At 71.8% G+C, this 13,171-nt stretch carries 8 protein-coding genes; 3 read left to right on the top strand and 5 right to left on the bottom strand.

All coding sequences use genetic code 11. From position 1 onward, the window contains the following. Positions 1 to 135: 135 nt before the first annotated feature. Together ACIPAE_RS15615 and pyk are read right to left on the bottom strand one after the other, a co-directional pair. A complete protein-coding gene (locus ACIPAE_RS15615; RefSeq protein ID WP_329370530.1) occupies positions 136 to 1,386 on the bottom strand; it encodes a branched-chain amino acid ABC transporter substrate-binding protein in 1,251 nt (416 codons plus the stop codon). 534 nt (positions 1,387 to 1,920) lie between these two features. Next, positions 1,921 to 3,357: a pyruvate kinase gene (pyk, locus tag ACIPAE_RS15610; protein WP_328462855.1), complete on the bottom strand. Its 1,437-nt coding sequence runs from the start codon at positions 3,355 to 3,357 to the stop codon at positions 1,921 to 1,923. Between the two features lie 314 nt (positions 3,358 to 3,671). Here pyk and ACIPAE_RS15605 point away from each other — a divergent pair, with 314 nt between their 5' ends. Continuing rightward, positions 3,672 to 5,507, top strand: a complete 1,836-nt coding sequence (locus ACIPAE_RS15605; RefSeq protein ID WP_402445477.1) for a bifunctional metallophosphatase/5'-nucleotidase — start codon at positions 3,672 to 3,674, stop codon at positions 5,505 to 5,507. On the opposite strand, the gene ACIPAE_RS15600 is transcribed toward ACIPAE_RS15605, so the two are convergent. Together ACIPAE_RS15600 and ACIPAE_RS15595 are read right to left on the bottom strand one after the other, a co-directional pair. Further along, entirely contained in the window at positions 5,476 to 6,912 is a 1,437-nt protein-coding gene (locus tag ACIPAE_RS15600) for a lysine N(6)-hydroxylase/L-ornithine N(5)-oxygenase family protein (RefSeq protein WP_402445475.1), read from the bottom strand. The two genes, ACIPAE_RS15605 and ACIPAE_RS15600, sit on opposite strands and share 32 nt — an antisense overlap. Continuing rightward, complete coding sequence (locus tag ACIPAE_RS15595; protein WP_402445473.1) at positions 6,909 to 8,294, bottom strand: pyridoxal phosphate-dependent decarboxylase family protein; 1,386 nt, start codon at positions 8,292 to 8,294, stop codon at positions 6,909 to 6,911. Before ACIPAE_RS15595 ends, ACIPAE_RS15600 begins: the two co-directional genes overlap by 4 nt. Before the next feature lie 324 nt (positions 8,295 to 8,618). Here ACIPAE_RS15595 and ACIPAE_RS15590 point away from each other — a divergent pair, with 324 nt between their 5' ends. Then, positions 8,619 to 9,359, top strand: a complete 741-nt coding sequence (locus tag ACIPAE_RS15590) for a hypothetical protein (protein ID WP_402445471.1) — start codon at positions 8,619 to 8,621, stop codon at positions 9,357 to 9,359. A gap of 142 nt (positions 9,360 to 9,501) precedes the next feature. Here ACIPAE_RS15590 and pepN read toward each other — a convergent pair whose 3' ends face one another. Beyond that, positions 9,502 to 12,006 (bottom strand): aminopeptidase N, encoded by a 2,505-nt coding sequence (gene pepN, locus ACIPAE_RS15585; RefSeq protein WP_402445469.1) that lies wholly within the window; start codon positions 12,004 to 12,006, stop codon positions 9,502 to 9,504. A gap of 140 nt (positions 12,007 to 12,146) precedes the next feature. Between pepN and ACIPAE_RS15580 the strand changes: the two genes are divergently transcribed. Beyond that, on the top strand, positions 12,147 to 13,073 hold the full coding sequence (locus ACIPAE_RS15580) for a hypothetical protein (protein ID WP_402445467.1): 927 nt from the start codon (positions 12,147 to 12,149) through the stop codon (positions 13,071 to 13,073). The last annotated feature ends 98 nt before the right edge of the window (positions 13,074 to 13,171 follow it).

The following is a 13,171-nucleotide window of genomic DNA, read 5'->3' as shown; positions in this document are numbered from 1 at the left end:
GGGGGGGGGGGGGGGGGGGGGGGGGGGGGGGGGGGGGGGGGGGGGGGGGGGGGGGGGGGGGGGGGGGCCCCCCCCGGGGGGGCCGGCGGGGGGGGGGCCCGGCCCGCCCCGGCCCTCGGGTGGTGCGGGGTCCGGTCAGCCCGAGTAGACGCCGGTCTTCACGGAGGTCCACTTGCCGTTCTTGACCTGGTACACGGTCAGCTGCTTGTTGGTGGTGTCGCCGTACTGGTCGAAGGAGACGTGACCGGCGATGCCCTGGAAGTCCGTCTTCTGGACGGCGTCGACGACCTTGGAGCGGGCGTCGTTCATGGCCGGCAGCTTGCCGCCGTTGGCGTCCATCACGGCCTTGACGGCGCGGATGATGGCAGTCGCGGCGTCGTAGGAGTAGCCGCCGTAGGTGCCGTAGTCGCCCGGGTAGCCCTTGGCCTTGTAGGTCTTGATGAAGGTCTGGGCGGCGGGGAGGGTGGCGACCGGGACGCCGACGGAGGTGGCGAGGTCACCGGTGGCGGCCGCACCCGCGGTCTTGATGTACGTGTCGGAGTACATGCCGTCGCCGCCCATCAGCGGGATGTTCACGCCGCCGGCCTTGAGCTGCTTGGTGATCAGCTCCGACTCGTCGTACTGGCCGCCGTAGTAGAGCATGTCGGCGTGCGACTGCTTGATCTTGGTGACCAGGGCCGAGTAGTCGGTGTCACCGGTGTTGACGTGGTCGGTGCCGGCGATCTTGCCACCCAGGGAGGAGAACTTGCCCTTGAAGATCGCGGCCAGGCCGGCGCCGTACGCCTGCTTGTCGTCGACGACGAAGACGTTCTTCTTCTTCAGGGTGTTGTAGGCGTAGTCCGCCGCGAAGCCGCCCTGGTTGGCGTCGGTGGTGGCGGTGCGGAAGTAGGTCTTGAAGGGGCGGACCTTCTTGCCGCTCGCCCAGTTCTTGCCCTGGGTGAGGGTCGGGTCGGTGTTGGCGGGCGAGATCTCCACCATGTTCGCGGTGGCGAAGACCTGCTGCATCGACTGGGCGACGCCGGAGTTGAGCGGGCCGACGGCGCCGATGACGTTGTCGTTCTGCACCAGGGCGGTGGCGTTCTGCTGGCCGGTGGCCGGCAGCGCCTTGTCGTCGAGCGCCTTGACCTTGAAGGTCACGCCGGGGACGAGCTTCTGGGCGTTGGCGTCGTCCACCGCGATCTGCGTGCCGTACTGCAGGCCGAGGCCGGTGGCGGAGTTCTGGCCGGTGAGCGGCGCGTCGACGCCGATGGTGAGGGTGATGTTGCTGCCGCCACCGCCGTCACCACTGCTCTTCTTGCTGTCGTCGCTGCGCGAGCCGCAAGCGGTCAGTGTGAGGGCTCCTGTGGTCAATACGGAGGTGAGCAGCAGCAAAGAGCGGTGTCGCACAAGCGGTCCTTTCCCCTGGCCCGACCGGTCCTCATGGACGGCCGAAGTCACGTGCGGCAGTCCGAAGTCGCTAATTCGGAAGCGCGGTGACTGGCGGTGACTCTAGGCGCGTCACGCGGCATCGGGGAGCGGTACGGCGAAGAGTGTGACTGTCTTGTTATGCCAAACGCCCTTACTTGAGCTTCCGTTGAGGTTTGCCGAGCCGTTTGGGTGCTTTGCGCAAGGTCCGCATGGTGAGAACCCGCACTTCCAGTGGGCGCGACCGGGCGGCGACGGCGGTACGCCGTCATTTCGGACCAGAACACCGCAAGGGGATTACCCGGGTGCCCGCGGGTGGCGGCGGCCTGCCCGGTCCGGGCCCGATTGGATATTGCAGGCATGTAACACAGCGTTAATAGCGGTGCTTTGACGTTTCCGCCACTGACCGAAAATCGACGGCCCCGCGGGACTGGTCGTCCCGCGGGGCCCGGTATTGGAGAAGGAGTGCCGGCCGCTCCGCCCTGCGAAGTCAGCACCAACGTCCGCGATAACGCATTACTTCTTCGGGGAGTCGTCCTCACCGATGTGATGTACCCGGACCATGTTGGTGGTGCCGGGCATTCCGGGCGGCGAGCCGGCCGTGATCACCACGACGTCGCCCTTCTTGCAGCGCCCGATCCGCAGCAACTGCTCGTCCACCTGCTGCACCATCTCGTCGGTGGTCTGCACCATCGGGCCGAGGAAGGTCTCCACGCCCCAGGTCAGGTTGAGTTGGGAGCGGGTGTCCTGCTCGGGGGTGAAGGCGAGCACCGGGATCGGCGAGCGGTAGCGGGACAGCCGGCGCACGGTGTCGCCGGACTGGGTGAAGGCCACCAGGTACGCGGCGCCGAGGAAGTCGCCCATCTCGGCCGCGGCGCGGGCCACGGCGCCGCCCTGGGTACGCGGCTTGTTGCTGTCGGTGAGCGGCGGCAGGCCGGCGGCGAGGATGTCCTCCTCGGCGGCGGCCACGATCCGGGACATCACCTTCACCGTCTCGATCGGGTACTTGCCGACGCTGGTCTCGCCGGAGAGCATCACCGCGTCGGTGCCGTCGATCACCGCGTTGGCCACGTCGCTGGCCTCGGCGCGGGTGGGGCGGGAGTTGTCGATCATCGAGTCGAGCATCTGGGTGGCGACGATGACCGGTTTCGCGTTGCGCCGGGCGAGCTTGACCGCGCGCTTCTGGACGATCGGCACCGCCTCCAGCGGCATCTCGACGCCCAGGTCGCCACGCGCGACCATGATCCCGTCGAAGGCGTCGACGATGTCCTCCAGGTTCTCCACCGCCTGCGGCTTCTCGATCTTGGCGATCACCGGGACCCGGCGGCCCTCCTCCGCCATGATCCGCAGCACGTCGTCCATGTCGCGGCCGCTGCGCACGAAGGACAGCGCGATGACGTCGGCGCCGGTGCGCAGCGCCCAGCGCAGGTCGCGGATGTCCTTGTCGGACAGGGCCGGCACGGAGACCGCGACACCGGGCAGGTTGAGGCCCTTGTGGTCGGAGACCATGCCGCCCTCGATCACCATGGTGTGCACGCGGGGGCCCTCGACGTCGGTCACCTCCAGGGTGACCCGGCCGTCGTCCACGAGGATGCGCTCACCGCGGGCGACATCGGCCGTCAGTCCCTTGTAGGTGGTGCCGCAGATCAGCTGGTCACCCTCGATGTCGTCGACGGTGATGGTGAACTCGTCGCCGCGTTCAAGCAGTACGGGGCCCTCGGCGAAACGTCCCAGCCTGATCTTCGGACCCTGAAGGTCGGCGAGGATGCCGACGCTGCGCCCGGTCTCGTCGGCGGCCTTGCGCACGCGTCGGTAGCGGTCCTCGTGCTCGGCGTATCCGCCATGGCTCAGGTTCAGGCGGGCGACGTCCATCCCGGCCTCGACCAGTGCTTTGATCTGGTCGTAGGACTCGGTGGCGGGGCCCAGGGTGCAGACAATTTTGGCTCGGCGCATGTGTCGAGCGTATGACTTACTCGTTGGTAGGGAGCGCGGTGACGTCAACAGCCCAACGACGTTCGGATTAACGGTTGTTGACAAGTATCGAAGTGTGCAGGGGCCCGCTCCGATGAGCGCGTCTGTCACCCTCGGTGGCAGTCCGCGCGCCTTACCTGCACCGGCTGCCGTCCGATCATGGGCGGATCGTGTACGAGCGAGGGTCCGTTCACCCGCCGGGGGTGTTGCAAGCGGCTTCGCGTGGTCCAGAATCTACGCGCGTTGCAGTTTCGAACCCGGCCCCACGTGCCGCTCATCCCGCAGGGAGAACCCAGATGCCGCTCAACCGCAGGGACTTCATCAACCGATCCGCCGCGACAGGTGCGGGTGTCGCGCTCACCGGCGCGGCCGGCGCGGTGGCGGCGACCCCCGCGCAGGCGTCCGACAAGCGCCCCGGGCACGGCCACGGGCCGGGCCACCGGCCCACGACGTACAGCCTGCGCGTGCTGGGCACCACCGACGTGCACGGCCACGCCCTGAACTGGGACTACTTCACCGACGCCGAGTACGACGACGCCGACCACAACGACGTCGGCATGGCCAAGCTCGCCACCCTGATCGAGGACGCCCGCGCCGAGAAGGGCCACGACCGCACCCTGCTGGTCGACGCCGGCGACATCATCCAGGGCACCCAGCTGTCGTACTACTACGCCCGCGTCGAGCCGATCACCGGCGCACGCAAGGGCCCCAAGCACCCGATGGCGCTGGCGATGAACCAGATGAAGTACGACGCCGCCGCGCTCGGCAACCACGAGTTCAACTACGGCATCCCGCTGCTGCGCGCCTTCCAGGACCAGTGCGACTTCCCGCTGCTGGCCGCCAACGCGGTCGACGCCAAGACGCTGCGCCCGGCCTTCCCGCCCTACCTGGTCAAGGAGTTGCGGGTGAAGGGCGGCCCGAACATCAAGGTCGGCATCCTGGGCCTGACCAACCCCGGCATCGCGGTGTGGGACAAGGCCAACGTGCAGGGGCAGCTGGCCTTCCCCGGCCTGGTCGAGCAGGCGAAGATCTACGTCCCGAAGCTGCGCGCGCTCGGCTGCGACGTGGTGTTCTGCACCGACCACTCCGGCCTGGACGGCAGCACCACCTACGGCGACGCGGTGCCCTACCCGGAGAACGCGTCCTCGCTGGTCGCCGCGCAGGTGCCCGGCATCGACGCGATCCTGGTCGGCCACACCCACGTGGAGCGCCCGCAGACGCTGGTGGTCAACGAGCAGACCGGCAAGACCGTGGTGCTGTCCGAGCCGCTGATGTGGGGCATGCGGCTGAGCGTCTTCGACATCGACCTGGAGCTGGAGCACGGCCGGTGGAAGGTCACCTCGGTGCAGGCCGGGGTGCGCAACGCCAACACCGTCGCCGAGGACCCGGTCGTCGCCAAGCTGGTGCGCGACGAGCACCAGAAGGTCGTGGCCTACGTCAACCAGGTCGTCGGCACCTGCACCGAGGCGATGTCAGCGGCGGAGTCCACCTACAAGGACACCCCGATCATCGACTTCATCAACCAGGTGCAGTCCGACACCGTCACCGCCGCGCTGGCCGGCACCCAGTACGCCGACCTGCCGGTGCTCTCCCAGGCATCGCCGTTCTCCCGCACCGCGTCCATCCCCGCCGGGCAGGTCTCGCTGCGCGACGTGGCGGGCCTGTACGTCTACGAGAACACCCTGGACTCGAAGATCCTCACCGGCGCCCAGGTCAAGGACTACCTGGAGTGGTCCGCGGAGTACTTCGTGCAGACCGCGCCGGACGCCCCGGTCGACGTCACCAAGATCACCAACGCGAACAACACCCCCGACTTCAGCTACGACGTGCTCAGCGGGGTGTCGTACGACATCGACATCGCGCAGCCGGCCGGCTCCCGGATCGTGAACCTCACCCACGGCGGGGCGGCGATCGACCCGGCCGCGCAGTTCGTGCTCGCGGTGAACAACTACCGCTCCAGCGGCGGCAGCAACTACCCGCACGTGGCGACCGCGCAGTCGGTGTGGTCCAGCTCCGACGAGATCCGCAACACCATCATCGCGTGGGTGCAGGCGCGCGGCCAGATCGACCCGTCCACCTTCGGCGGCGACCAGTGGCGGCTCACCCGCGCCGGAGCGCCGCTGTTCGGGTAGGCACGTCGCTCGCGGCGGCGCCGTCGAGTCCGAAGGTGGTGAAGGCGGTCCTGGCCGGCAGGGGGTAGTGCTCCTCGCCGGTCAGCAGCGCCGTCAGGTCGTTGAGCACCAGCGCGGAACGCCAGGCCGCCAGGCCCAGGTCGGGGGCGCCGACGCCGTGCGAGTGGCGCTCGGCGTTCTGCACGTAGACCCGGCCGGAGACCGACCGGTCCAGCCGCATCCGGTAGCGGGCGTCGATCCTCGGCCGCCCCGCCTCGTCCCGCTCCATGTACGGCGCGAGCGGGTCGAGCAGGCGGTCGAGGGGGCGCTCCTCGTAGCCGGTGGCCAGCACCACGGCGCTGGTGACCAGCCGGGTGCGGGTGCCCTGGTCGGCGTGTTCCAGGTGCAGTTCGACGCTCTGGGTGCCGAGCCGGCCGGCGGTGCGGACGGCGACGCCGGGGGTGAGCACCGCGTCGGGCCAGCCGCCGTCCAGGGTGCGGCGGTACAGCTCCTCGTGGATCGCGGCGATGGTGTCGGCGTCGATGCCCTTGTGCAGCTGCCACTGCCGCGGCACCAGCCGGTCGCGGACCGGCTCGGCCAGGCCGTGGAAGTAGCGGGTGTAGTCGGGGGTGAAGTGCTCCAGGCCGAGCTTGCTGTACTCCATGGGCGCGAACGCCGGGGTGCGGGCCAGCCAGGTGATCCGCTCCCGGCCGACCGGGCGGTTGCGCAGCAGGTCGAGGAAGACCTCGGCGCCGGACTGGCCGGAGCCGACCACCGTGATGTGGTCGGCGGCCAGCAGCCGGGCCCGCTCCTCCAGGTAGCGCGAGGAGTGCACGACCGGCACCGTGGGCGTGTCGGCCAGTGGCCGCAGCGGCTCGGGGACGTGCGGCCGGGTGCCGATGCCGAGCACCAGGTGGCGGGCGTAGGTGCGGGCCAGCGCCTCGGCCTCGCCGTGCGCGTCGACGTGGGTGTGGTCCACCTCGAACAGGGCGCGGGCCGGGTTCCACCGCACGCTGTCGACCTGCTGGCCGAAGTGGGTGGTGGGCAGCGACTCCGCGACCCAGCGGCAGTAGGCGTCGTACTCGGCGCGGTGTACGTGGAAGCGCTCGGCGAAGTAGAACGGGAAGAGCCGCTCGCGGCTCTTCAGCCAGTTCAGGAAGGTCCAGCGGTTGGCCGGGTCGGCGAGGGTGACCAGGTCGGCGAGGAAGGGCACCTGCAACGTGGCGCCGTCGATCAGCAGTCCGGGGTGCCAGCGGAAGTCGGGGCGCTGGTCGTAGAAGGCGGCGGTCAGGCCCGGCAGGCCGTCGGCGAGCGCGGCCAGCGAGAGGTTGAACGGCCCGATGCCGATGCCGAGCAGGTCGAACGGTTCGTCCGCGGGCGCGGCGGTGTCGGGGGCGCCGTCGGTACCGGCCGGAGTGGGGTTCATCGTGCCGTCGTGCCTTCCGTGGTGAGCTTCAGCAGCGTGTCGAGGTCGTCGGAGCGCAGGTGCGGGTTGAGCAGGGTGGCCTTCAGCCACAGCCGGCCGTCGGCGCGGGCCCGGCCGAGGACGGCGCGGCCCTCGTACATCAGGCGGCGGCGCAGTTCGGCGGTCTCCTCGTCGTCCGCGGCGGTCGGGCGGAACAGGACGGTGCTGATCGCGGGGGGTGCGTGCAGGGTGAGCGCGGGGTGGCGCCGGACCCGGTCGGCGAGGTCGGTGGCGAGGTCGCAGACGGTGTCCACCAGGGCGGCGATGCCCTCGCGGCCCAGCGCGCGCAGGGAGACGGCGATCTTGAGGACGTCGGGGCGGCGGGAGGTGCGCAGGGACCGGCCGAGCAGGTCCGGCAGGCCGGCCTCGGTGTCGTCGGCGGCGTTGAGGTAGTCGGCCTGGTGGGTCAGCGGGCGCAGCGCGGTGCCGTCGGGCACGGCGAGCAGGCCGGCGGCGACCGGCTGCCAGCCGAGTTTGTGCAGGTCGAGGGTGACCGACACCGCGGACTGCAGGCCGTCGAGCTTGGCGGCCTCGCGGCTGCTGAACAGCAGCGGCCCGCCGTAGGCGGCGTCCACGTGCAGTTCGGCGCCGTGGGCTCCGGTGGCGTGGGCGATGGCGGGCAGCGGGTCGATCGCTCCGCTGTCGGTGGTACCCGCGGTGGCCACCACCAGCGGGCGGCCGGGCAGTTGGTCGAGTGCGGTGTCCACGGCCGCGGGATCGAGCACGCCGGCGGGGGTGTCCAGCACGATCGGCTGCGGCAGGCCGAGCAGCCAGGCGGAGCGCTGGACGCTGTGGTGGGCGTTGGCGCCGCACACGACCTGGACCCGGGGGCCGCCGGCGGCGCGCTCGCGGGCGAGCAGCAGCGCGAGCTGGTTGGATTCGGTGCCGCCGGTGGTCACCAGGGCGTCGGGGGCCGGCAGGTCGGGGTAGACGACGGCGGCCAGCGCGGCGGTCACCCGCGCTTCGAGGGCGCTGGCGGCCGGCGCCTGGTCCCAGGAGTCCATGGACGGGTTGAGCGCGGAGGCGGCCAGGTCGGCGGCAGCGGCGACGGCCAGCGGCGGGCAGTGCAGGTGCGCGGCGCACAGCCCGTCGGCGGGGTCGGCGGCGCCCGCCGCCATCAGGTGCACCAGCGTGGCGAGGGCTTCGTGCTCGCCGGTGCCGGAGCGCGGCAGCACGTCGGGGACGGCCCGCTCGACGAGCCGGGCCACTTCCTCGGGGCCGCCGCGCGGCATCGGTCCGCCGCGGTCGCGCGCGCCCTCCGCCAGGGCGCCGCACACGGTGTCCACCAGGGGCCGCAGCGCCTCGGCGGCTCCACGTCCACCGGCAAGTCCGGGCATCGGCATGGTCGTTCCTCACTCAGCGGCGGCGCGACGCGGTGCGCGTCGGCGCCCGCCGGCGCGCACGACAAGGGCGCCCTGCTCAACGACGATTGGCCCGAATGGGTACGTTCCGGCGGTTGTTCCGACCGCGCGGGCCGCCGCCGGCGGGATGTACGGCGTGAACCCGGAATGGATGCGGTCCAGTTGTGGAGATCCCGTACAGCAAAGCCGTGGTGTTTCCGGTTCGGGAGGTTCGGGTGGGGCGGTCGGATAGGTTCGTGCGGGCCGCATCGGTTCGATTGCGGCCGTTTTGCTGAGACTTTCGACCATCTGTCCGGGGGGACTTCCGTGCGTATCAAGAAGGCTGCCGCGTCCGTGGCCACGCTCGCGGCCTGTGCTCTGCTGCTGACGGCGTGCAACGACGACACACCCGCGGCCGACGGCACCACGCCGCCCGCTTCCGCGTCCGACACCGCGACGCCGGCCCCGGTGCCGACGACGCCGCCGCCCACCACGCCCGACGGCGACAAGCTCAAGGCGGCGCTGCCGACCGTCGCGACGCTGCCGTCGGGCTGGACGGTGGAGAAGGGCAGCGAGGCCGACAGCGCCAACGGCCTGGCCGACCCCGACCCCGCCCGGCTGCCGACCGACACCTGCAACGACGCGCTCACCGTCGTGGAACCCGACGACCTGCTGACGGACTACCGGGCCTCGGACGCGTACGAGACGATCCTGGACCCGATGAGCAGCTCCCAGGAAGTGGCGTTCGCCGGCTTCGAGGGGGACAACGCGGAGAAGCTGATCACGACGATCAAGACCGTGGTGAAGCGCTGCGGGACCTACGAGGCGAACACCGGCGACAGCAAGAAGGTCACGACCACGTCGACGCTGACGCCGGTGAAGGACCTGGGCGACGAGGCGTACGCGTTGAAGGTCACCCCGAAGGGCGACTACGAGAGCAGCACCGACATCCTGGTGCGGTCCGGCAACGTGATCCTGTGCGTCGACGCGGGCTCGTCGGAGCTCACCGAGCCGGAACTGATCGCGCAGACACGGAAGTTCGCCGCGCCGATGCCGATCAAGCCCTGATCGGGCGGCCGTTGGGGCCCGGCCCGCGCTCTCGCGCGCGGGCCGGATCTCCCCCCGGGCTTCCCGGTCCTCCTGGCGCCCCGATCAGCCGGCGATCAGCCGCCGTTCAGCCCGCCGTTCAGCCCGCCGTTCAGCCCGCCGTTCAGCCGCCGAACACCTGCCGGACCCGCAACGCCCTTGCCAGATCGTCCAGTTGGTCGTCGAACGTGCGGCGCAGCGCCGGGATCACGGCGGGGTCGTCGAGGGCGGCCCGGCCCAGCGCGAGCGTCTCCGCGGTGATCTCGGTGAACGGGAAGCCGCTGCGGGCGACCATGTTCGCGACGGCCGGCCCGCGGCGGGCGGCGAGCGCGACGGCGTCGGGGAAGTAGCGGGGCAGGTAGCCGTCCAGCAGGGCCCGCTGCTCGTGCTGCCAGAAGCCCTCCGCGGCCGCGCCGAGCAGCGGGTTGGAGCTGGAGTCGTCATGGAAGATCGCCTGCCAGGCGGCGGACTTGGTGTCCTTGTCGGGCAGCGCCGCACGGCAGCGGGCGGCGGACTCGTGGCCGGTGGCGCTGGTGTCGCGGGCCAGTTCCGCGTCGATGTCGGCGGCGCCGGCCGCACCCAGCACGGCCAGCCGCGCCAGCAGCAGCCAGCGCAGCTCCTGGTCCAGCGTGCCGTCGCCGGGGAGCACGCCCCGGTCGTACCAGTCGCGCAGTTCGGCCGCGTCGGTGGCGCTCAGCGCGGAGGCGATCAGCGCGCGGGTGGCGGTGAGCCGGTTGCCGGCCCGGCCCTCGGCGAGCAGCGCGCGGGCGGTCCCGGCGAGGCCGGCGAGCGCGTCGGGCCGCAGCGCCGGGTCGAGGTAGCGGTCGGCGACGGTCGCGCGGGCGAAGGTGAGCACGCCCTGCACGATCGCCGGGTCGGACTCGGCCGGCAGATGCCGGCCCACCAGTGCCAGGTACTCCGCGGGCGCCAGCCGGGCGTCGCGCACCAGGTCGCGGGCCGCGTTCCACGCCACCGAGCGGGACAGCGGGTCGGGGATGCTGCCGAGGGCGTCGCGGACCGCCTCCCACGAGCGGTCGTCGAAGCGGACCTTGACGTAGCTGAGGTCGCCGTCGTTGAGCAGCACCAGGTCGGGCCGGGGGCCGTCGAAGGTACGGCGCTCGACCGCGGCGGTGGCCGTGATGTCGACGGTGGCGCGCTCGCGCAGCACCAGCCGCGCCGGGTCGCCGGGGGCCCGGTCGTACAGTCCGACGCCGATGCGGTGCGGGCGTTCGCCGCTGTGGCCGATCTCCAGCCGCCAGCCGCCGGGCGCGGGCGAGGCGGCCGGGGTGAGGGTGTCCACGCCGGTGGTGCGCAGCCATGCCTCGGCCCACGCCGTCACGTCGCGGTCGGTGGCGGAGGCGAGCGAGTCGATCAGGTCGGCGAGGCGGGCGTTGCCGAAGCGGTGCCGGGCGAAGTGCTCGTTGAGGCCGGCCAGGAAGTCCTCGCGGCCCATCCACGTGATGAGCTGGCGCAGCGCGGAGCCGCCCTTGGCGTAGGAGATGCCGTCGATGTTGGTCAGCGCGGACGCGGTGTCGGGGACGTCCTCGGGCAGCGGCGCGACCGGGTGGGTGGAGGGGCGCTGGTCGCTGTCGGAGCCGCGGAACTTGCGGTGGGCGCCGTAGCCGGTCCAGGCGTCGTCGAAGCCGGGGGCCTCGGAGGCGATCTGGAAGCCCATGTACTCGGCGAACGACTCGTTCAGCCAGATGTCGTCCCACCAGCGCAGGGTGACCAGGTCGCCAAACCACATGTGGGCCATCTCGTGGGCGATGACCACCGCGCGGTCCAGCAGTTCGGAGGGGGTGGCGGCGGAGCGGTAGACGTACTCGTCGCGCAGGACGACCAGACCGGGGTTCTCCATCGCGCCGAAGTTGAACTCGGGCACGAACGCCTGGTCGTAGGAGTCGAACGGGTACGGCTCGGCGAACATCTCGCGGTAGCGGTCGAAGCAGCCGAAGGTGAAGGCGAACAGGTCGGGCGCGGCCCGGTCCAGGTGCTCGGCGAGCGAGCGGCGGCAGTGCAGGGCGAACGGCAGCCCGGCGTGCTCGGCGCGCACCGTGTGGTACGGCCCGGCGGCGACCGCGACGACGTACGTGGGCAGCGGCGGGGTGGTGGCCATCTGCCAGCGGCCGGGCGCGGTGCGGGTGGCGGCGCCGTTGCCGAGCACCGCCCAGTCCTCCGGCGCGGTGACCGCCACGTCGAAGCGGGCCTTCAGGTCGGGCTGGTCGAAGGCGGCGAAGACCCGGCGGACGTCGTCGAGGAAGAGCTGGGTGTACAGGTACGTCTCGCCGTCGGCGGGGTCGGTGAAGCGGTGCAGGCCCTCGCCGGTGTGCGAGTAGTTCATGTCGGCCTCGACCCGCAGTTCGTGCGGGCCCGCGGTGAGTCCGGGCAGCGGCAGCCGGTTGCCGTCGGCCAGCGCGTGGTCGAGCGGGGCGCCGTCGAGCAGCACCCGGTGCAGGGCGGCGGGCTCGATCTCGGCGAAGCTGTCGCAGTCGCGGAGCGCCGCGAATCGGATGACGGTGGTCGATCCGAAGCGTTCCTCGCCCCTGGTGAGGTCGAGGTCGATCGCGTAGTGCTCTACGGCCAGGTCACGGGCGCGGGTCTCGGCCTCGGCGCGGTTGAGGGCAGGCATGCCCCTCATGCTGCCGCACGAAAGCCGCTGGTGGAACGCCTTTGCCGATCATGAATGCGGTGGTGGTGCACACATTCGGTTCCCGGGCCCGCCCGCCGCGAGCGGGCGTGGCCTAGGCTCGCAGGGGCGGGGAGGTGGTCATGGGCGAGGGAGCCGGGGGCGGCGAGGAAGCCGCCGGGGGGCCGATCGTGCACGGGTTTCCGCACCTGGAGACGGTACGCGGCGCGCTGACCGCGATCCATCGGCGGCTGTCGGCGGACGGGGTGGCCCGGTTCGCGACCAGCGTGCGGCCGGAGCTGGTGGACTTCCCCGACGACGAGGACCCGTATCTGGGCGCGCTGCGGGTGGCCCGGGTGATGGTGCAGCACCTGCGGCTGCCGGACGCCCGGATGGTGGTGGGCTTCCGCGACATGGCGCACGCCGGGAACGTCGAACTGGCCGCGGGCCCGGAGTACTTCGTGGAGCTGCACTCCCGTTTCCGGACCGACCGGCGGGACGTGGGGGCCGCGCTCGCCCACGAGGTGATGCACGTCTACCTGCACCGGCTCGGCCTGTCCTTCCCCGGCACCCGCGACAACGAGATCCTCACGGACACCGCGACCGCGTACCTCGGTGCGGGCTGGCTGCTGCTGGACGCCTACCGCGAGGAGCCGTCGATGCGCGGGGACCGGATGACGATGTCCGCGTACAAGCTGGGGTATCTGACGCCCGAGGAGTTCGGGTACGTCCTGGCCAAGCGGGCGGCCGCCCTTGGCGACGACATCGAGCCGTGGTTCCGCAGCCCGCAGGCCCGCGACGCCTACCGGGTCGGCCTCACCCGCGCCCACCAGGACCTGCGCAGGCCGCCGCTGGCAGCCGCGTCGTGGGCGGCCCGCCGCCTCTACGCCAGGAACCGCCGGGCCGGCGTCGCCCCCGCCGCGGCCGACTACTCCTTCGAGGGCACCCCGGACCGGCTGCGCGTCTCCTTCCCCTGCCCCACCTGTTTCCAGCGCATCCGCCTCCCCTGCAAGGGCCGCCTGCGCGCCCGGTGCACCCTGTGCAGGACGGAGCTGGAGTGCGAGACGTAGGAGCCGCCTCACGGGGGCGCCCCTTCGGGGGAACGCCCTCCGCGAGGGCGCCGCGGAAAGGTGCAGCGCTCGCCTCCTTGGTCGGGGAGTGGCGAGCG

It is taken from the genome of Streptomyces sp. NPDC087270, assembly GCF_044744625.1.
In the GTDB taxonomy this organism is placed as follows: domain Bacteria; phylum Actinomycetota; class Actinomycetes; order Streptomycetales; family Streptomycetaceae; genus Actinacidiphila.
This window is presented reverse-complemented; position numbering and strand designations above follow the sequence as displayed.

Coding starts and splice junctions, on each gene's coding strand:
- pyk (WP_328462855.1), bottom strand. CDS start 3,357: ATGCGCCGAGCCAAAATTGTCTGCACCCTGGGCCCCGCCACCGAGTCC.
- ACIPAE_RS15605 (WP_402445477.1), top strand. CDS start 3,672: ATGCCGCTCAACCGCAGGGACTTCATCAACCGATCCGCCGCGACAGGT.
- ACIPAE_RS15600 (WP_402445475.1), bottom strand. CDS start 6,912: ATGAACCCCACTCCGGCCGGTACCGACGGCGCCCCCGACACCGCCGCG.
- ACIPAE_RS15595 (WP_402445473.1), bottom strand. CDS start 8,294: ATGCCGATGCCCGGACTTGCCGGTGGACGTGGAGCCGCCGAGGCGCTG.
- pepN (WP_402445469.1), bottom strand. CDS start 12,006: ATGCCTGCCCTCAACCGCGCCGAGGCCGAGACCCGCGCCCGTGACCTG.
- ACIPAE_RS15580 (WP_402445467.1), top strand. CDS start 12,147: ATGGGCGAGGGAGCCGGGGGCGGCGAGGAAGCCGCCGGGGGGCCGATC.